Origin of the sequence: Pseudomonas sp. TAE6080 (genome assembly GCF_018732265.1) — a bacterium.
GTDB classification, from domain to species: Bacteria; Pseudomonadota; Gammaproteobacteria; order Pseudomonadales; family Pseudomonadaceae; genus Aquipseudomonas; species Aquipseudomonas brenneri.
The window spans coordinates 58,193-76,687 of sequence record NZ_JAHIDY010000027.1 but is presented as its reverse complement, the minus strand read 5'-3'; the positions used below and the strand labels follow the sequence as shown (position 1 = coordinate 76,687).

The following is an 18,495-nucleotide window of genomic DNA, read 5'->3' as shown; positions in this document are numbered from 1 at the left end:
AGGTGACGAATATCCAAATGTGGGAGCAAGCCTCCCACATTCAATCCGCGTACGACCGAGGGATTACTTCCACCAGTATTCGACCTGCACACCGAAGTTGGAGCCATGCCGCGCAGTGCCATAAGAGCCGCTGTCGGACAGCGCCGAGCCCGCCGCCAGTTCATTGGCCGCACGCTTGGCCGCTTCGTTCCAGGTGGCATAGGTGTAGTACAACCGCACTTCCGGCCGCGCCCAGAAATCCGGGCCTTTGGGCGACCAGGTCGGAGCGAAGGTAAATTTGCTGAGTTTGCGCGTGCCGCCGCTGGCGTCTACCTGATCGTGGCCCAGTTCGGTGACCAGCTTGAACTGTTCGCTGATGGCATACGCCGGGCGCACACCGATGGACATCCAGGTCTGATCCTGGCTGCCGGGACGCACGTCTTTTTGGTACACCGCCTCGACCTGGCCGCCAAAACGCGGCGTCACTTGCCAGTCGAAAAACTCCACCGCACGGTAGCTTTTGCTGCTGCGTTCCAACGCCGTATTGCCGGTGTAACCCAGGCCGGTGCCCGGCCCTTCGCCGTACTGCAGGGCAAACTTGTTCTTGCCGCCGAGGAATGGCTTTTGTACATGCTGGGCGGTCAGCGCCCAGCCGCTGTGGGTGTCGCGGCCACCGGCCTGTTCGATGTAACTCAGGCCCAGTTCCAGCTCGCCGCCGGGGTTGGTCTTGAAGCCCGCCACGTTGAAGTCATGCCGAGTGGCGTATTCCTTCTGGTACAGGTTGTCCTTGCGCGACAGGGCGTAGCTGTATTTCAGGTCGCCAATCAGCACGTCCTCGATACCGCCGCCGGTGGCGCTCTGGTTCCAGTAGTAGAAGTCGGAAATATGGATGTCATTACGTTTGTAGTAGCGCCGCCCGGCCCACAACGAGCCGCCGTTGAGGCTGGGCATGTTCGACCACTGCGCATACATCTGCGGCATGCGCGCCGAGCCGTTGTTTTCGCCCTGGAACTTCAGCTCGCGGTCGTACTTGTTGTACAGCGAGGCCATGGCATCGACGCTGAGCACCGAACCGTCGTCGAGGGTGAACAGGTCCTGGCGCAACTCCAGCTCAGCGTATTGTTCACATTCGTTGCCCAGACGATATTTGGATTGGGCTCCCGGCAATTGGAAACATTGCTGCGGGCCACTGCCGGTCGAGGTGCCGGCGCCACTGCGCAGATAGCCCGCGAACTCCAGGGCGTGTGCGGCAAACGGTACGCTTAGACAAGATGCGACGAGACCCAGCTTTATTGTTGTTTTCATGAAGCGCTCCTTTTTTCTTATTGTTTGTAACGCGATTCTGTAGGAGCGAGCTTGCTCGCGAAAATCGTCAACGATGACGTGGGCAGTCCGGATGCACGCGGCGCTTTGAAGTTTTTCGCGAGCACGCTCGCTCCTACAAAAAGGGGAATGTCAGTCGCTCAGGTGCAGCACAAACGATTCATACGGCCGCAACGTGAGCGTGTCCGTGTACGACGAGCTGTCGGGGTAGTTGCTGATCAACAGGCGTTGCCCGCCCGCCGCGCTGATGATGTTGTCGGGCAGCTGGATTTCGCAGGGCTGCCCATAGAAGTTGTTAAGCACCAGCAGGCGCTCGCCATGGCCTTCGCGCAGATACACCCAGACCTTGTGGTGATCCAGCAGCAACTGGCGGTAAACGCCCGCCTGGATCAGCGGCTCAAGGCGCCGCAAGGCGATCAGCGCACGGTAGTGATGCAATACCGAATCCGGATCATCCAACTGGCTCTGGACATTGATCTGCGCCGCATTGGCCGGGATGCCGATCCACGGTTCAGCGCTGCTGAAACCGGCATTGGCCTGGCTGTTCCACTGCATCGGCGTGCGGCCGTTGTCGCGGGACTTCTGCATGATCGCGGCCATGCTCGACGCCACGGACTCACCGGCATCGCGCTTGAGGCGATAGATGTTCAAGGTCTCCACATCGCGGTACTGCTCGATGGTGTCGAAGCCCGGATTGGTCATGCCCAGCTCTTCGCCCTGGTACACAAACGGCGTGCCCTGGAGAAAGTGCAACGCGGTGGCGAGCATCTTGGCCGAGACCACGCGGTACTCGCCGTCATCGCCAAACCGCGAGACCACCCGTGGCTGATCGTGGTTACACCAGAACAGTGCATTCCAGCCGCCGCCGGCCTGCATGCCCAACTGCCAGTCGGAGAAAATCTGCTTGAGTTGCAGGAAGTCGAAGTCGGCACGCACCCACTTTTGCAGGTTGGGATAATCGACTTTCAGGTGGTGAAAGTTGAAAGTCATCGACAGCTCTTTCGACGCAGGATTGGAGTAGCGAATGCAGTGTTCCAGGCTGGTGGACGACATCTCGCCAACGTTGATCAGGTCGTGGCCTTCGAACACCTCGCGGTGCATTTCCTGCAGGTACTCATGCACGTTGGGGCCGTCGGTGTAGAAGCGGCGACCGTCACTGCTGTCTTCGGGGAAATCCGCCGGCTTGGAGATCAGGTTGATCACGTCCAGGCGGAAACCGCCGACGCCTTTGTCACGCCAGAAGCGCATGAGTTTGTAGACCTCGGCACGCACCTTGGGGTTGTCCCAATTGAGATCGGCCTGGGTGTGGTCGAACAGGTGCAGGAAGTACTGGCCGGTCTGTGCCTCGTATTCCCAGGCCGAACCGCCGAACTTGGACTCCCAGTTGTTCGGCTGGTCGCGCCAGATGTAGAAGTCGCGGTACGGGTTGTCGAGGCTGCTACGCGCCTGCTGGAACCATTCGTGTTCGATGGAGGTGTGGTTGACCACAATGTCCAGCATCAGCTTGATGCCGCGCTTGGCCGCTTCGCGGATCAGCAGGTCGCAGTCGGCCATGGTCCCGTAGCTGGGATCGATGGCGTAGTAGTCACTGATGTCGTAGCCGTTGTCACGCTGGGGCGAGCGCAGGAACGGGGTGATCCACAGGCAGTCGACGCCCAGCCACTGGAGGTAGTCGAGTTTGTCCACGATGCCCAGCAGGTCACCGGTGGCGTTACCCGCGTGGCTGTGGAAGCTTTTGGGGTAGATCTGGTAGATCACCGAGTGTTGCCAGTCTTGCATGGTGGGTTCCTTCAGTAGAGTTATGTGCTGGCCTTGCGGGCCTCATCGCGGGCAAGCCCGCTCCCACATTTGAAATGCATCCCCCTGTGGGAGCTGGCTTGCCTGCGATGGCGATCGATCAGGCGACGCGATAACCCGGCCGGACAATCTTCATGCTCAACCCACAGGTCAAGACAAACGGCACCACAATCGCCACCGCCATGCCGACCACAAACATCGGGATGTACTGCGGGATGATCGAGATAAACCCAGGCAAGCCACCCACCCCGATGGCCGAGGCCTGGACCTTGTTCAGCGAGAGGAAAATGCTGCCCAGGGCCGAGCCCAGCAACGCGGCATAGAACGGAAACTTGAAGCGCAGGTTCACCCCAAACATGGCCGGCTCAGTGATGCCGAAATAGGCGGAAATCGCCGAGGTCGAGGCCATGCTTTTATCCCGCGCATTGCGGCTCATGTAGAACACGCCGAGGGCCGCGCTGCCCTGCGCCAGGTTGGACATGACGATCATCGGCCAGATAAACGTGCCGCCCTGGGTGGAGATCAGTTGCAGGTCCACGGCGAGGAACATGTGGTGCATGCCGGTGATCACCAGCGGTGCATACAACAGGCCGAAAATCGCCCCGCCAACCATCGGCGCCAGGTCAAACAGCGTGACCACACCTTCGGTGATCAGGATCCCAAGGTGACGGGTCACCGGGCCGATGACCGCCAGGGCCAGCACCCCGGTGACGACGATGGTGGTGATCGGCACGACCAGCAATTGGATGGCGTTCGGCACCCGCGCCCGCAGCCATTTCTCAATCACGCTCATGACGTAGGCGGCCATCAGGATCGGCAGGATCTGGCCCTGGTAGCCAACCTTTTCGATCTGGAACCAGCCCAGAATATCGAAGTACGGCAGGCTCTGGCCGTCGAGCCCGGCCACGGCCTTGCCGTAGTTCCAGGCGTTGAGCAAGTCTGGGTGCACCAGCATCAGGCCGAGCACGATGCCGAGGATTTCACTGCCACCAAAGCGCTTGGCCGCCGACCAGCCCACCAGCGCCGGCAAGAACACAAACGAAGTGTTGGCCATCAGGTTGATCAGGCTCCACAGGCCATCCAGGTTCGGATAGGCCTCCAGCAGCGTCTGGCCCTCGATGAACATGCCCTTGGCGCCCATCAGGTTGTTCACCCCCATCAGCAGGCCGGCAATGATCAGCGCCGGCAGGATCGGCATGAACACATCGGAGAACACCCGCACCAGGCGTTGCATGGGGTTGGTCTTGTCGCCGCCGGCTTTCTTCACGTCGGCGATGGTCGAGGCGCCAAGGCCGGTCTGTTCGCGCAGGGCGGCGTAGACCTTTTCCACCTCGCCAGGGCCGATGACAATCTGGAACAGGCCGCCGGTAAAGAACGAGCCCTTGACCAGATCGACCTGGTTCAGCGCACTGGGGTTGACCAGGCTCGGATCCTTGAGGGCCAGGCGCAGGCGCGTCACGCAGTGGGCCGCTTGCTCAAGGTTGTCGCTGCCACCGAGGTTCTGCAGAATCTCGCGGGCGATGTTGGAGTAATCGTGGCTCATGCTTGTTCTTCCACTTTAGATTCTTGTTATTGGCAGCATGCCGAGGGCAAAAGTACTCGTCTGTACGAGTTAAAGCAACAACTCGTCTGTACGAGTTACAAAAATATCGAATGAGCGCTTTTCTGTAGGAGCGAGCTTGCTCGCGAAGAACCTGAGGGCAATGCGGGGTGTCAGCTTTTTCGCGTTGTCGTTGACGATTTTCGCGAGCAAGCTCGCTCCTACAGGGATTTGCGATATCCGAGGGGCTGATGGACAAACCCCACCTCTGCCTCTAAGGTTCCTGCCTTGAATGCAATCGCGGCACAGAGCCATTCCCATGAGTAAATACAACCAGATCTACACTGATCTGCTTGCCAGCATCACCACCGAACGCCTGCAACGCGGCACCCGCCTGCCCTCCGAAACGGAGTTGATGGATACCTACCAGGCCAGCCGCGGCACCGTGCGCCGGGCCATCGAGCAGTTGCAGGAACGTGGATTCGCGCAAAAGATTCATGGCAAGGGCACCTTCGTGCTGTCACCCAACCCGATTGAGTTTCAACTGGGCGGCATCGTCAGCTTCCACGAAACCCACGCCGACCTGGGCGATGACGTACGCACCGAAGTAGTCGAATTCACTCAATTGCCTCTGGAAGGCTCGCTGCTGCAACATATCGAGGCCGAACCCGGCACCCTGATCACCCGCATCAAGCGGGTACGGCGCATCGGCGGCAAACGGGTGATCCTCGACATCAACCACTTCGTCGCCGACCTGATCCCGGGCCTGGACCAGGCGATTGCCGAGCAGTCGATCTATGCCTTTATCGAACAGACGTTGCAGCTGCAGATCAGTTACGCCCAACGCACCATCGAAGCCCTGCCCCGCAGCAAGGACGACCAGGCGCACCTGGACCTCGACGGGCAAAGCCATGTGATCGTGGTGAGTAACCAGACATTTTTGCAGGATGGGCGGCAGTTCGAATACACCGAGTCGCGGCATACGTTGGATAAGTTTTATTTTTCGGATATTGCGCGGCGATAGAGCCGGATCCCGTCAAGTACATGCGACGCGCAGGTGGCCATGGGCGACCTGCACATCGCGACATGACTCATGTGATCAAGGCTTACCAAGAAAGCGGCTCAACTCGGCAGTGACTTGCGGCGCACACTCCTCGACCATCCAATGACCGCAGCCCGGCAGGATTTTGCCCGTGTGTTGCGAAGCGTCACTGACAAAACGCGCGGCCATTTCCTTGGTCAGCACATCGTTGACCCCTTGCTGACCGGTGAGCGCCATCGACGGGATCTTCAGCAACTTGCCGTCAGCCAGCAACTTCTCGTTCTGTGCAATCGAGTCTGCATGAGACTTGTAGTAACCAAACGCAGCGTGCAGCCGCTCGCGGGTCGAATAAGGCTCGATCAGCTCACTGAGCAACTCAGGGGTGAACACCTCTTTTTTGCCCGCGTAGGTTTTGATGAAGTACGAAAAAAACAGGCTTGGATCGGCAGCAATTTGCTTCTCGGCAATATCACCGAAGCTAAAGTAGCCAAAGTGCCAACCGAGCCCCGGGCCTGACGGGGTATAGCCTGGGTAGGTGAACATATCCCGATCGGGAATCGGCGAATCCATGAACACCACCTTCTTGATGAAGCTACCCTGGTTGCGGGCCACGAACGGGTATGAGGCGGAGTTGCCCAGATCATGGCTGACGAAGTCGATGGACTGCGCCGGGGTGATCTTTTTCACCGCGCCCAACAGGATCCTGGAGACATTCTCAGCCGAATAGTCGTCGCCCTTGATCGGCCCCGACTGCCCAAGGCCGGGCAGATCAACGGCAATCACCGTACGGTTCCTGGCAAAGACCTGCATCACCGGCTCCCACATCTTCCAGGTGGAACCAAAGCCGTGGAGAAAGACCACCGGGGTCCCACCACTGCCACCTTCGACATAGTGGATACGCGTGCCGTCGACATCGACAAACTTGCTCGACAGCCCGGCGCCATATTGATACTGGCCCAGATGATTATTCTTGACCGTATCAAACTGCTGGCGAGACACACTGGGTGGCGTGTCGATTGACTTCATCGCCGGATCGTATCCCGCCCACGACAAGGATGGGCCGGCCAGCAAGGAAGATAAAAGGGCTACTGATAAGACTTTTTTCATGATTTTGTAGGTCCAGGTCAAAAGATCGACGAACACCATCAATAGCGCCCTGCTGGCGGCCGTCGAATGGGGGAATTCAGCTAGAAGGAGAGTGTCAGGCTGCTAGGAGAGCGTCGGATAGTCGATGTAGCCAGCCGCACCGCCACCGTAGAACGTAGATTGATCTGCAACGCTCAGTGATGCCCCCTCGTGGATCCGCTGCACCAGATCAGGGTTTGCAATAAATGGCCGCCCAATAGCCACCGCATCGGCCAGGCCTGCCTGGAGGATCGCCTCGGCACGCGCGCCGTCATAGTTACCGCAAACAATCAGTGGCCCATTGAAAGCAGCACGCAGGCGCTCGCGAAAACCTTGCGGATAAGGGGCACCGCCCGCCCACTCCCACTCGGCAATATGCAAATACGCCAGGCCGCGCTGTTGCAGTTGACCGGCCAGATACAAGGTCATCGCCTCAGGCTCATCATCTTGAATATCATTGATCGCCCCCCACGGCGACAACCGCAACCCGATACGTTCGGCGCCCACGACCGCAATCATGGCATCGAGGGTTTCGAGCAGAAATCGCGCACGGTTTTCCACGCTCCCGCCATAGTGGTCTGTTCGTCGGTTGCTGCCCGTGGCCAAAAACTGGTCGAACAGATAGCCATTGGCGCCATGCATTTCCACCAGGTCAAACCCGGCACTCAGCGCCGCGCGAGCAGCCTGGACAAACTCCTGGCGGACTTGCTTGAAGTCTTGCACGGTCATTTCACGCGGTTCGGCGGCAGGCGCCATGGTGCCGCCCCCCTTCATATCACTCACGAAAACCTGGGCATTGGCAGTTATCGCCGAAGGCGCCAGTGGCTTTTCACCTTCCAACTGCATCGACCCATGGGACATCCGCCCCACATGCCAAAGCTGGGCAGCAATTCGACCTCCCGCCGCGTGGACCGCATCGGTAACCGTTCTCCAGCCCGCCAACTGTTCAGGGCTGAAAACCCCAGGGGTATAGGCATAGCCCTGGCCCTGCTGTGAGACCTGAGTCCCCTCACTGATAATCAAGCCGGCACTGGCACGTTGTGCGTAGTAAGTCGCGTTGATTTCCACTGGTATGTCACCAGGTTGTGCCGCACGAGAACGAGTCATCGGCGCCATGACCAAGCGATTGGGCAATAGAACCGAGCCGACCAGCAAAGGGCTGTAGAGCTTTTTAGACATGATGAAGCAACTCCTGGAGAACGTTCACACCATTAATATAGTGATCACTATGTAATATCCGTCACGATGCATTCGTCAATTATTTTTTAGTGATCAATACATTTATTGCGTTCAAAGACATACCCGTGGCGTCGATCGAAATACGCTCCAGGTCAGGCAGGCGGTGTTTTTGGCGCAAAGGCCATGACGATATGCCCTACAGCACAATCACCGAGGGATCAGAATGGGGAAACGCAGGAGGGAGGGGGAAGGTTGCAGGATCAAGATTTGACAGAGAACAGGAAGGCCACGATTAGCCCTCCCGATCGGTGCCAGCGTCATCGCCAACCTGTTCTACACAGTGGCAATAGACGCTGAGGTGAAGGGGATCATTCCCACTCAATGGTCGCCGGCGGCTTGCTCGACACGTCATACGTCACGCGCGAAATACCTTCGATCTCATTGATGATACGGCCGCTGACAGTCTCCAGCAGTTCGTACGGCAGGTGTGCCCAGCGGGCGGTCATGAAGTCGATGGTTTCTACCGCACGCAGGGCCACGACCCAGGCGTAACGACGGCCATCACCGACCACGCCAACCGATTTCACCGGTTGGAATACCACGAAGGCCTGGCTGACCTTGTGGTACCAGTCGGCCTTGCGCAGTTCTTCGATGAAGATGTGGTCGGCACGACGCAGCAGGTCGGCGTATTCCTTCTTTACTTCACCAAGGATGCGCACGCCCAGGCCAGGGCCCGGGAATGGGTGGCGGTAGACCATGTCGTACGGCAGACCCAGTTCCAGGCCCAGACGGCGGACTTCGTCCTTGAACAGTTCGCGCAGCGGCTCTACCAGCTTGAGGTTCATTTCCTCAGGCAGGCCACCCACGTTGTGGTGGGACTTGATCACGTGGGCCTTGCCGCTCTTGGCGCCAGCCGACTCGATCACGTCTGGGTAGATGGTGCCCTGGGCGAGGTACTTGATGTTGTCCAGGCTGGTGGCCTGGGCATCGAAGACGTCGATGAAGGTACGGCCAATGATCTTGCGCTTCTTCTCTGGGTCGGATTCGCCGGCCAGGTTGTTGAGGAACTGGTCCTCGGCGTTGGCGCGGATCACTTTGACGCCCATGTTCTCAGCGAACATGGCCATCACTTGCTCGCCTTCGTGCAGGCGCAGCAGGCCGTTGTCGACGAATACGCAGGTCAGTTGGTCGCCGATGGCTTTGTGTAGCAGCGCAGCAACCACCGAGGAGTCAACACCGCCGGACAGGCCGAGCAGCACGTTATCGGTACCAACCTGGGCGCGCACGTTGGCGATGGCGTCTTCAGCGATTTTCGACGGGGTCCACAGGGCTTCACAACCGCAGATGTCGAGGATAAAGCGCGACAGGATGCGCCCGCCTTGCTTGGTGTGGGTCACTTCCGGGTGGAACTGCACGCCGTAGTAGCCGCGCTCGTCGTTGAACATGCCGGCAATCGGGCAGCTCGGGGTGCTGGCCAGGATGTGGAAGTCTTCCGGCATCTTGGTGACTTTGTCACCGTGGCTCATCCACACGTCGAGGCCGAACAGGCCGTCGGTGTCAACGTGGTCTTCGATGCCGTCCAGCAAGCGGCTCTTGCCGACCACGTCCACACGGGCATAACCGAATTCACGCAGTTCGGAGCCTTCGACCTTGCCGCCCAGTTGCTCGGCCATGGTCTGCATGCCGTAGCAGATGCCGAAGACCGGTACGCCCAGGTCAAATACGGCTTGTGGGCAGCGTGGGCTGTTGGCTTCGTGCACGGACTCGGGGCCACCGGCGAGGATGACGCCTTTTGGGGCGAATTCGCGAATCGCTTCGTCGTCCATGTCGAACGGATGCAGTTCGCAGTACACGCCGATTTCACGCACGCGGCGCGCGATCAGTTGGGTGTACTGGGAGCCGAAGTCGAGGATCAGGATGCGGTGGGCGTGAATGTCGAGGGCCATGAAGTCAGTCTCGTCTAATGAATCAGAAACAACTCGGGGCTGAAAGAACAGCCCCGGTTACTTAACGTTTTGCTGGAAGCCTCAACCTACGCGGTAGTTCGGCGCTTCCTTGGTGATCTGCACGTCGTGGACATGGGATTCAGCCATGCCGGCGCCGGTGATCCGTACGAACTCGGGCTTGGTGCGCATTTCTTCGATGTCGGCGCTGCCGGTGTAGCCCATCGAGGAACGCAGGCCGCCCATCAGTTGATGGATGATGGCGCTCAGGGTGCCCTTGTACGGCACACGGCCTTCGATGCCTTCCGGTACGAGCTTCTCGGCGCCTGCCGAGGAATCCTGGAAGTAACGGTCGGACGAGCCTTGGGCCTGGGACATGGCGCCCAGCGAACCCATGCCGCGGTAAGCCTTGTACGAACGGCCCTGGAACAGTTCGATCTCGCCCGGCGCTTCTTCGGTACCGGCGAACATCGAACCCATCATCACGCAGGAAGCACCGGCTACGATGGCCTTGGACAGGTCACCGGAGAAACGGATGCCGCCGTCGGCAATCAACGGTACGCCAGTGCCTTCAAGGGCAGCGGCAACATTGGCGATGGCGCTGATTTGCGGCACGCCGACACCGGCGACGATACGCGTGGTGCAGATCGAGCCAGGGCCGATACCGACCTTGACTGCGTCAGCGCCGGCTTCGGCCAGGGCCTTGGCGGCAGCGCCGGTGGCGATGTTGCCGCCGATCACCTGCACGTCAGGGAAGTTCTGCTTGACCCAGCGTACGCGGTCGATCACGCCTTTGGAGTGACCGTGGGCAGTGTCGACCACCACCACGTCCACACCGGCAGCGACCAGGGCCGAGACGCGGTCGCCGGTGTCTTTACCGGTACCAACGGCAGCGCCCACGCGCAGACGACCTTGATCGTCCTTGCTGGCCAGCGGGTAAGCCTTGGCTTTTTCGATGTCGTTGACGGTCATCATGCCCTTGAGGGCGAATTTGTCGTCGACGATCAGCACGCGCTCGATGCGGTGCTTGTGCAGCAGTTCACGCACATCGTTCTTGTCGGCGCCTTCCTTGACCGTGACCAGGCGCTCTTTAGGCGTCATCACTTCGCGGACGGTAACTTCAAGACGGTTTTCGAAACGCACGTCACGGGAAGTGACGATGCCGACCAAGTCGCCATCGTGCAGCACTGGAACACCGGAGATGTTGTGCAGGCGGGTCAGGTCGAACAGGTCACGCACGGTGGCGTCGGCTTCGATGGTGATTGGATCTTTCACCACGCCGGCTTCGTAACGCTTGACCTTGCGCACTTCGGCAGCTTGCTGCTCGATGGTCATGTTCTTGTGGATGATGCCGATGCCGCCTTCCTGAGCCATGGCGATTGCCAAACGGGCTTCGGTGACGGTGTCCATGGCAGCGGAAACCAGGGGAATATTCAGCTCGATGCCACGGGTTAGGCGGGTCTTGAGACTGACTTCGTTAGGAAGCACCTCGGAATAACCGGGCACTAGGAGAATGTCGTCGAATGTCAGAGCTTCTTGGCTGATACGCAGCATCGCGGGGGCTCCCGAGCGGGAAAATGGAAGCGCGCCATTATATACATGCACCCTGCCAGGCTCAATGTAAAACTCTGACAAACTTGGTAATACTGATAGATGGATAAACCACGCGGCTTTTCTGTAGGAGCGAGCTTGCTCGCGAAGCTCGTACAGGCACCGCGTAAAACCAGACAGCCCACGTTATCGTTGACGTTTTTCGCGAGCAAGCTCGCTCCTACAGTTCGACTTTGACCCAGCTGATTTTCTGGTCGAGCCAGTCGGCAAATTCGTCGATAAAGCTCTGCTTGAACCCCGCCTCCGCCCAGTTGTTGAAGATGAATCCCAGGTTGGAGAAACCACACTCCTGCAGGAACAGGAAACCGTTGATGTCGTCCTCATACCCACACAACGGGCAGGTGAAGTTATCGGTATGGCCGGGCATCCAGTCTTCCAGGCTTTCGAACAGTGCCTCGCCAACTTCCTTGCGGCACTCCGGGCAGCCGGCTTCTTCGAGAAAACCCTTGGCCGGGGTGTAGATGCAACGTTTGTAGATGATCTCCAGCCCGTTGACCGGTTCGTTGAACGGCAGCGCCTCGGGGTGCAGCACCACGGCACGTGCACCGTCGGCCAAGGCATAGCCCATGCGGTTACCGGTACGGCCACAGGTGCTCAACTCTTCCTTGATGATGTTCTTGCGCACCAGCCAGCGCACGATGGCCCGGGCGCGGGGTTCGTGGACGGGCAAGGTGGAGATTTTCGGGACAAGGATGCTTTGGGAATTCATGGGAGTCCTGCGGTGTAGCGTCTGGCGCCTTCGCGAGCAAGCCCGCTCCCACACTTGACTGCATTTATCCTGTAGGAATGCAGTCGAATGTGGGAGCGGGCTTGCTCGCGAAGAGGCCCTGAAGGCTGGCAGCTTAATCCCTGCCACCCAGAGGTCAAGTACTCAAATACCGCCCAATCAACGCTATACCACTGGCCAGCACCAACCACGTCACCAGCCGCACAAACGCCTCGCGGGACATGCGCAGGGTCAACCGGCGCCCAAGCCACAGCCCCAGGGCCATCGCTGGCAGCAAGCACACCGCCAACATCAGCAACGGCAACTCGGCGTACACCCCGGCGATCAAAAACAAACTCAGGCGCACCACTGTGCTGGCGCTGATCAACGCACTTTGGGTCGCCCGGGCCGGGTCTTTGGGCAAACGGCTGTTGAGGTAGATCGCATATAAAAAGCCACCGCTGCCAAACAAGGCCCCAAACAATCCACCCACCACCCCCATCGGCACCGCCCAGCCGGCAGCCAGGGCGGTGGGCTTGGCCTTTATCGCCAGGCTGTAGATGGCGTAGGTGCTGATAAACACGCCCATCAACAGCAACAACAGGTCCGAATGCAGGTTGAGCAAGAAGATCACACCAAGGGTGCAGCCAATGGCCATGCACGGTAGCAACCGCAACAGCTCCGGCTTGACCACCTCCCGCCGCGATTGCAGGAGGTTGCCGAAGGCCGCGACAAAATCCAGCAGCACCAGCAACGGGATGATCTTCGACAGTGGCATGAACATAATCAGGATCGGCCCGGCCACCAGCGCCGTGCCGAAGCCGGCAATGCCAAACACGATATAGGCCAGGGCAATCCCCAGGCCGATCACCAGCCAGTCAACACTGCTAAAAGACCACTGACTCATCAGTTCAACCAGGCTCATGACGTATTCCTTGTTCGAGATGGCCATCACTTTAGCCAAGGCGCTGGGTTGCGACTAATATCTTCAAAGCTCACCACCTATCTCGAAAAGGCATGACTCGTGATTTCCACCCGGCAACTGCGTTACTTCGTTGAAATCGCTGAAAGCGGCAGCTTCAGCGCCGCTGCCGAGCGCCTGTTTGTCGCGCAGTCGGCCCTCAGCCGGCAAATCAAGGAGCTGGAAAACCTCCTGCAAACCCCACTGTTCGAGCGCACCGCCCGCCAACCGAGGCTGACAGCCGCAGGCGAAGCGTTTTATCCACGGGCGCGCAACCTGCTGGGCGAGCTGCACAAGGCCAGCGAGCTGGCGACCCAAGTGGGCCACGGCCAGCTTGGCACCCTGCGCCTGAGCCACTCCAGCACTGTGCCGATGAGCGGGCGCGTGCTGCGCGGGATCAGCGCCTGGCTGGAACAGTGCCCTGGGGTGTCGATGGATATCGTCAAGCTGTCCTCTGAGGCGCAGCTGGAAGAAATCGCCGATGGGCGGCTGGAGGTTGGCCTGCTGCGCTTGCCGGTGCTGCGCCAGCGCGAAGGGGTACACATCATGCCTTTATATAAGGAGCCACTGTTGCTGGCAGTCCCGCCCGCTCATCCTTTGACCCGACACTCATCGGCCATTGAACTGGCGCAATTGAAGGACGAGGCCTTTATCTCGATCCCGCATCCGCAACGCGGCGGCCTGAGCTACCTGTCAGCAGAGTTGTGCATGCGTGCCGGATTTTTCCCCAAGGCCGCGCGGGTGATGTCGCGCAAAACCACCCAGTTGCAACTGATCCAGGCCGGGTTTGGCATTGCCCTGCTGCCCGAGTCGATGCGCGACATAGCTCCAGCCAGCATTCACTTCCTGCCCCTGGCCGACCCCGATTGCCACAGCACCGTGGCCCTGGCCTGCGCGCAGGCGCCGAGCGCGTTGGTTGCGCAGTTCTGTCAAACACTGGGCGAATGCCTATAAACTGCCGCCCATGACTAAAGATCTCCTCCCATGATTAAAGACCCGTTTGCCCGCCTGGGCCTGGACCGCGAAGTCCTGACTGTCAGCCAGCTCAACGGCCGTGCGCGGGTGTTGCTCGAAGACGTGTTCACCAATATCTGGGTCGAAGGCGAGATCTCCAACCTCGCCCGCCCGGCCTCCGGTCATGTGTACTTCACCCTCAAGGACAGCGGCGCGCAGGTGCGTTGCGCGCTGTTTCGCAATAACGCCGCGCGGGTACGCCAGGCGCTCAAGGATGGCCTGGCGGTCAAGGTGCGCGGCAAGGTCTCGCTATTCGAGGGCCGTGGCGACTACCAATTGATCCTCGACACCGTGGAACCGGCCGGCGATGGCGCGCTGCGCCTGGCCTTCGATGCGCTGAAGGAAAAGCTCAGCGCCGAAGGGCTGTTCAGTGCCGAGCGCAAGGTACCGCTGCCGGCTCATCCGCGACGGATTGGCATTATCAGTTCGCCCACGGGCGCGGTGATTCGCGACATCATCAGCGTGTTCCAGCGCCGTGCACCGAACGTGCAATTGACCCTGATCCCCACCGCCGTGCAAGGCCGTGAAGCCGTCGCGCAGATTGTCCGCGCCCTCAAACTGGCGGATGCCCGTGGTTTTGATGCGCTGATCCTGGCCCGTGGCGGCGGCTCGCTGGAAGACCTCTGGTGCTTCAACGAAGAAGCCGTGGCACGTGCCATCGATGCTTGCGTAACGCCCATCGTCAGTGCGGTCGGCCATGAGACCGATGTGTCCATCAGTGACTTCGTGGCCGACGTGCGCGCACCAACGCCCTCCGCCGCCGCCGAATTGCTGGCGCCGGACTCCAGCAACCTGGTGCGCCAGGTCGATAGCCTGCACCGGCGCCTGGTGATGCTGATGCGCAATCGCCTGGTCCATGACCGCCTGCGCCTGGAAGGCATGGCCCGGCGCCTGCGCCATCCCGGCGAGCGTTTGCGCCAGCAGGCCCAGCGCCTGGATGACCTGGATATGCGCCTGCGTCGGGCTTTCGAGCGCAGTCTCAACACCCGGCGCGAACGCCTGATCCGCCTGGAAACCCGCCTGGCCGGCCAGCATCCGGGGCGGCAACTGGCGCTGCTGCGCCAGCGCCTGGACAGCCTCGCCGAACGCCTGCCGCGGGCCATGCGCGAAGGCCTCAAGGCCCGACGCCTGCAACTGCAAAGCCAGGTGCAGACATTGCAGGTGGTCAGCCCGCTGGCGACCCTGGGCCGTGGCTACAGCATCCTGCTGGACGAGCGCGGCCAGGCCATTCGCAATGCCGCGCAAACCCACACCGGCCAGCGCCTGACCGCGCGTCTTGGTGAGGGCCAACTGCAAGTGCGGGTGGAAGATAACCACCTGACACCCGTCACCCTTTCATTACTGGATTGATTGATGCCTCGTCTATTTAGCCTGTTGCTGCTGCTGTGCCTCGCTTTTAACGCCCACGCCGACAGCTACATCACCCGCACCCTGAACAAGCCGGTGCCCGGTGGCGTGGCCGTGGTCGACCTGGGCCCTGGGGCCGCCGCGCCGAAAGCCACTTATCAGGGCAAACCGGTGCTGGTGGTCAAGGAACAGGACAACTGGCTGGCGATTGTCGGCATCCCGCTGACGGTCAAGCCCGGTAACGAGCGCATCAGCAGTGGTGGGCGCACCCTGCCGTTTATTGTCGGGTTCAAGAAGTATCCAGAACAGCGCATCACCCTGAAGAACAAAAGCCAGGTCAACCCCGAGCCTGCGCAACTCAAGCGCATCGAGGGCGAGTTGGCCGTGCAGCTCAAGGCTTACCGCAGCTTCAGCCCGAACCTGCCGAGCAACCTGGTGCTGGACAAGCCAGTGAACGGCCCGCTGTCCAGCAAGTTCGGCGTGCGCCGCTTCTTCAACGGTGAAGAACGCAACCCGCATTCGGGCCTGGACTTCGCGGTGCCCGCTGGCACGCCGATCAAGACCCCGGCCAACGGCAAGGTGATTCTGGTGGGTAACTACTTCTTTAACGGCAACACGGTGTTCGTCGACCATGGCCAGGGCTTTATCAGCATGTTCTGCCATATGTCGAAGATTGATGTGAAGGTGGGCCAGCAACTGGTGCGCGGGGCGGTGGTGGGCAAGGTCGGGTCGACGGGCCGAGCGACCGGGCCGCATATGCATTGGAATATCAGCTTGAATGATGCACGAGTGGACCCGGCGATCTTTATAGGGGCGTTCCAGCCTTGATCTGATCGCGGGGCAGACTGGCGTCATCGCAGGCTTGCACGCGATGGCGCCAAATCAGTCTGCACTGATTGCGCATCTGCAAACCCTCACGCAAATAAAACAAAGCTTCCAGACTTTACTCACCATAAAATCTCGTTTACCAGAGCAATAGCAGAACTTCTCTCAATTTTTTCCGACTGCTTGCCATCTTTCACCTCGCCGGTTAGGGTTGAGCTTATGAAAACCTCTCACACCCTCATTCAGCTCCGCCAGCACCGCAGCCTGTGCCTCGTCAGCGCACGACTGCCAGGCTGAATCGATCTGCCTCGTCCCCGGTTTGCATCCCTAATAAACGCTTTCTGGCAGGCCGCCTCTTTTCGGCCCTACAACAAGGATTCTTCTGATGAGCATGCTCAAAGACCCGTCTTCGAAATACCGCGCGTTCCCGACCATTGATATCCCGGACCGCACCTGGCCGTCGAAGACCATCACCACCGCGCCGATCTGGTGCAGTTCCGACTTGCGCGACGGCAACCAGTCGCTGATCGAACCGATGGATGCGGTAAAAAAACTGCGCTTCTGGAAAACCCTGGTTGCCGTCGGCGTGAAGGAAATCGAAGCTTCGTTCCCAGCCGCATCGCAAACCGACTTCGACTTCGTGCGCACCTTGATCGAAGACAACCACATCCCCGAGGACACCACCATCCAGGTGCTGACCCAGGGCCGTGAAGACTTGATCGCGCGTACGTTCGAATCCCTGCGCGGTGCCAAAAAGGCCATCGTGCATTTGTACAACGCCACCTCGCCGTCCTTCCGCCGTATCGTGTTCAACCAGGACAAGGACGGGATCAAGGCCATCGCAGTCGACGCCGCCAAGCTGTTCGTCAAATACGCCGCCCAGCAGCCGGAAACCCAGTGGACCTTCGAGTACTCGCCAGAGACCTTCAGCGCCACTGAGCTTGAGTTCGCCAAGGAAGTGTGTGACGCGGTGATTGAGGTGTGGAACCCGACGCCCGAGCACAAGATGATCCTCAACCTGCCGGCCACCGTGGAATGCGCCACGCCGAACATCTATGCCGACCAGATCGAATGGTTCGGTCGCCATATCAACCGTCGTGACAGCGTGATCATCAGCCTGCACACCCACAACGACCGTGGCACTGGCGTCGCCGCCACCGAACTGGGCCTGATGGCGGGTGCCGACCGTGTCGAAGGCTGCCTGTTCGGCAACGGCGAGCGTACGGGTAACGTCGACCTCGTCACCGTCGCCTTGAACCTCTACACCCAGGGCGTAAACCCTGAGTTGGACTTCTCCGATATCGACGGCGTGCGCAAAGTGGTCGAGGAGTGCAACCAGATCCCGGTACACCCACGTCACCCGTATGTGGGCGACCTGGTCCACACCGCGTTCTCCGGCTCGCACCAGGATGCAATCCGCAAAGGCTTCGCCCAGCAGAAACCGGATGCCTTGTGGGAAGTGCCGTACTTGCCAATCGACCCGGCCGATATTGGCCGCAGCTACGAAGCGGTAATCCGCGTCAACAGCCAGTCGGGCAAGGGCGGTATCGCTTACCTGCTGGAACAGGAATATGGCATCAGCTTGCCACGCCGCATGCAGATCGAGTTCAGCCAGGTGGTACAGGCCGAAACCGACCGCGTAGGCCTGGAGATGACTGCCTCGCAGATCCACGCGTTGCTGCAGCGTGAATACCTGCAAGCCAATACCCCGTACGCGTTGGTCAGCCACCGCTTGCAGGAAGAAAACGGCAACAGCTCGGTAGAAGTTGAAGTCTCCGGCAAGGGCCAGGGTGAAACCAACCTGCGCTGGCACGGCAAAGGCAACGGCGCGCTGGAAGCGCTGGTGGCCGGCCTGCCGATTGGTGTCGAGATCATGGACTACAACGAGCACGCGATCGGCGCAGGTACTAACGCCAAGGCTGCGGCTTACATCGAACTGCGCGTGAACGGCGAGCGTCCGGTGCATGGCGTGGGGATTGATGAAAACATCACCACGGCCAGCTTCAAGGCGGTGTTCAGCGCGCTGAACCGCTCGTTGAGCCAGCTGGAAGCGAAAGCGGCGTAACAGCCTGCCGCAATGCAAAAGGCCCCTGGGTGAGAACC

General features: G+C 60.0%; 14 protein-coding genes. 5 read left to right on the top strand and 9 right to left on the bottom strand.

The annotated features are described in order from the left end of the window. Positions 1 to 63: 63 nt before the first annotated feature. The 3 genes from KL786_RS19760 to treP form a co-directional block, all read right to left on the bottom strand. Positions 64 to 1,284, bottom strand: a complete 1,221-nt coding sequence (locus tag KL786_RS19760; protein WP_215518678.1) for a maltoporin — start codon at positions 1,282 to 1,284, stop codon at positions 64 to 66. A 150-nt stretch (positions 1,285 to 1,434) separates the two neighbouring features. Then, complete coding sequence (gene treC, locus KL786_RS19755) at positions 1,435 to 3,081, bottom strand: alpha,alpha-phosphotrehalase (protein ID WP_215518677.1); 1,647 nt, start codon at positions 3,079 to 3,081, stop codon at positions 1,435 to 1,437. Positions 3,082 to 3,199: 118 nt separating this feature from the next. Next, entirely contained in the window at positions 3,200 to 4,642 is a 1,443-nt protein-coding gene (gene treP, locus KL786_RS19750; protein WP_215518676.1) for a PTS system trehalose-specific EIIBC component, read from the bottom strand. A 316-nt stretch (positions 4,643 to 4,958) separates the two neighbouring features. Between treP and treR the strand changes: the two genes are divergently transcribed. Next, positions 4,959 to 5,663: a trehalose operon repressor gene (gene treR / locus KL786_RS19745; RefSeq protein ID WP_215518675.1), complete on the top strand. Its 705-nt coding sequence runs from the start codon at positions 4,959 to 4,961 to the stop codon at positions 5,661 to 5,663. 75 nt (positions 5,664 to 5,738) lie between these two features. On the opposite strand, the gene KL786_RS19740 is transcribed toward treR, so the two are convergent. The 6 genes from KL786_RS19740 to KL786_RS19715 all read right to left on the bottom strand — a co-directional run bounded on the left by KL786_RS19740 (position 5,739) and on the right by KL786_RS19715 (position 13,170). Further along, positions 5,739 to 6,827: an alpha/beta fold hydrolase gene (locus tag KL786_RS19740; protein WP_252193783.1), complete on the bottom strand. Its 1,089-nt coding sequence runs from the start codon at positions 6,825 to 6,827 to the stop codon at positions 5,739 to 5,741. Between the two features lie 63 nt (positions 6,828 to 6,890). After that, the gene (locus KL786_RS19735) at positions 6,891 to 7,985 is read right to left on the bottom strand and encodes an alkene reductase (RefSeq protein WP_252193782.1); all 1,095 of its coding nucleotides are present in this window, start codon (positions 7,983 to 7,985) and stop codon (positions 6,891 to 6,893) included. A 368-nt stretch (positions 7,986 to 8,353) separates the two neighbouring features. After that, positions 8,354 to 9,931, bottom strand: a complete 1,578-nt coding sequence (guaA, locus tag KL786_RS19730) for a glutamine-hydrolyzing GMP synthase (RefSeq protein ID WP_032858282.1) — start codon at positions 9,929 to 9,931, stop codon at positions 8,354 to 8,356. 81 nt (positions 9,932 to 10,012) lie between these two features. Next, a complete protein-coding gene (guaB, locus tag KL786_RS19725; RefSeq protein WP_016977684.1) occupies positions 10,013 to 11,482 on the bottom strand; it encodes an IMP dehydrogenase in 1,470 nt (489 codons plus the stop codon). A 217-nt stretch (positions 11,483 to 11,699) separates the two neighbouring features. Further along, complete coding sequence (locus KL786_RS19720) at positions 11,700 to 12,248, bottom strand: sugar ABC transporter ATPase (protein ID WP_215518674.1); 549 nt, start codon at positions 12,246 to 12,248, stop codon at positions 11,700 to 11,702. Between the two features lie 154 nt (positions 12,249 to 12,402). Further along, a complete protein-coding gene (locus KL786_RS19715; protein ID WP_154842416.1) occupies positions 12,403 to 13,170 on the bottom strand; it encodes a sulfite exporter TauE/SafE family protein in 768 nt (255 codons plus the stop codon). Positions 13,171 to 13,269: 99 nt separating this feature from the next. Between KL786_RS19715 and KL786_RS19710 the strand changes: the two genes are divergently transcribed. The 4 genes from KL786_RS19710 (at position 13,270) to leuA (ending at position 18,457) form a co-directional block, all read left to right on the top strand. Continuing rightward, positions 13,270 to 14,160 carry a LysR family transcriptional regulator gene (locus KL786_RS19710; RefSeq protein ID WP_215518673.1) on the top strand — a complete coding sequence of 297 codons (891 nt, stop codon included), beginning with the start codon at positions 13,270 to 13,272 and terminating at the stop codon, positions 14,158 to 14,160. A 30-nt stretch (positions 14,161 to 14,190) separates the two neighbouring features. After that, positions 14,191 to 15,570, top strand: a complete 1,380-nt coding sequence (xseA, locus tag KL786_RS19705; RefSeq protein ID WP_215518672.1) for an exodeoxyribonuclease VII large subunit — start codon at positions 14,191 to 14,193, stop codon at positions 15,568 to 15,570. A gap of 3 nt (positions 15,571 to 15,573) precedes the next feature. After that, positions 15,574 to 16,395 carry a M23 family metallopeptidase gene (locus tag KL786_RS19700; protein ID WP_215518671.1) on the top strand — a complete coding sequence of 274 codons (822 nt, stop codon included), beginning with the start codon at positions 15,574 to 15,576 and terminating at the stop codon, positions 16,393 to 16,395. A gap of 382 nt (positions 16,396 to 16,777) precedes the next feature. Next, positions 16,778 to 18,457 carry a 2-isopropylmalate synthase gene (leuA, locus tag KL786_RS19695; protein ID WP_215518670.1) on the top strand — a complete coding sequence of 560 codons (1,680 nt, stop codon included), beginning with the start codon at positions 16,778 to 16,780 and terminating at the stop codon, positions 18,455 to 18,457. The last annotated feature ends 38 nt before the right edge of the window (positions 18,458 to 18,495 follow it).

Coding starts and splice junctions, on each gene's coding strand:
- KL786_RS19760 (WP_215518678.1), bottom strand. CDS start 1,284: ATGAAAACAACAATAAAGCTGGGTCTCGTCGCATCTTGTCTAAGCGTA.
- treC (WP_215518677.1), bottom strand. CDS start 3,081: ATGCAAGACTGGCAACACTCGGTGATCTACCAGATCTACCCCAAAAGC.
- treP (WP_215518676.1), bottom strand. CDS start 4,642: ATGAGCCACGATTACTCCAACATCGCCCGCGAGATTCTGCAGAACCTC.
- treR (WP_215518675.1), top strand. CDS start 4,959: ATGAGTAAATACAACCAGATCTACACTGATCTGCTTGCCAGCATCACC.
- KL786_RS19740 (WP_252193783.1), bottom strand. CDS start 6,827: ATGGTGTTCGTCGATCTTTTGACCTGGACCTACAAAATCATGAAAAAA.
- KL786_RS19735 (WP_252193782.1), bottom strand. CDS start 7,985: ATGTCTAAAAAGCTCTACAGCCCTTTGCTGGTCGGCTCGGTTCTATTG.
- guaA (WP_032858282.1), bottom strand. CDS start 9,931: ATGGCCCTCGACATTCACGCCCACCGCATCCTGATCCTCGACTTCGGC.
- guaB (WP_016977684.1), bottom strand. CDS start 11,482: ATGCTGCGTATCAGCCAAGAAGCTCTGACATTCGACGACATTCTCCTA.
- KL786_RS19720 (WP_215518674.1), bottom strand. CDS start 12,248: ATGAATTCCCAAAGCATCCTTGTCCCGAAAATCTCCACCTTGCCCGTC.
- KL786_RS19715 (WP_154842416.1), bottom strand. CDS start 13,170: ATGAGCCTGGTTGAACTGATGAGTCAGTGGTCTTTTAGCAGTGTTGAC.
- xseA (WP_215518672.1), top strand. CDS start 14,191: ATGATTAAAGACCCGTTTGCCCGCCTGGGCCTGGACCGCGAAGTCCTG.
- KL786_RS19700 (WP_215518671.1), top strand. CDS start 15,574: ATGCCTCGTCTATTTAGCCTGTTGCTGCTGCTGTGCCTCGCTTTTAAC.
- leuA (WP_215518670.1), top strand. CDS start 16,778: ATGAGCATGCTCAAAGACCCGTCTTCGAAATACCGCGCGTTCCCGACC.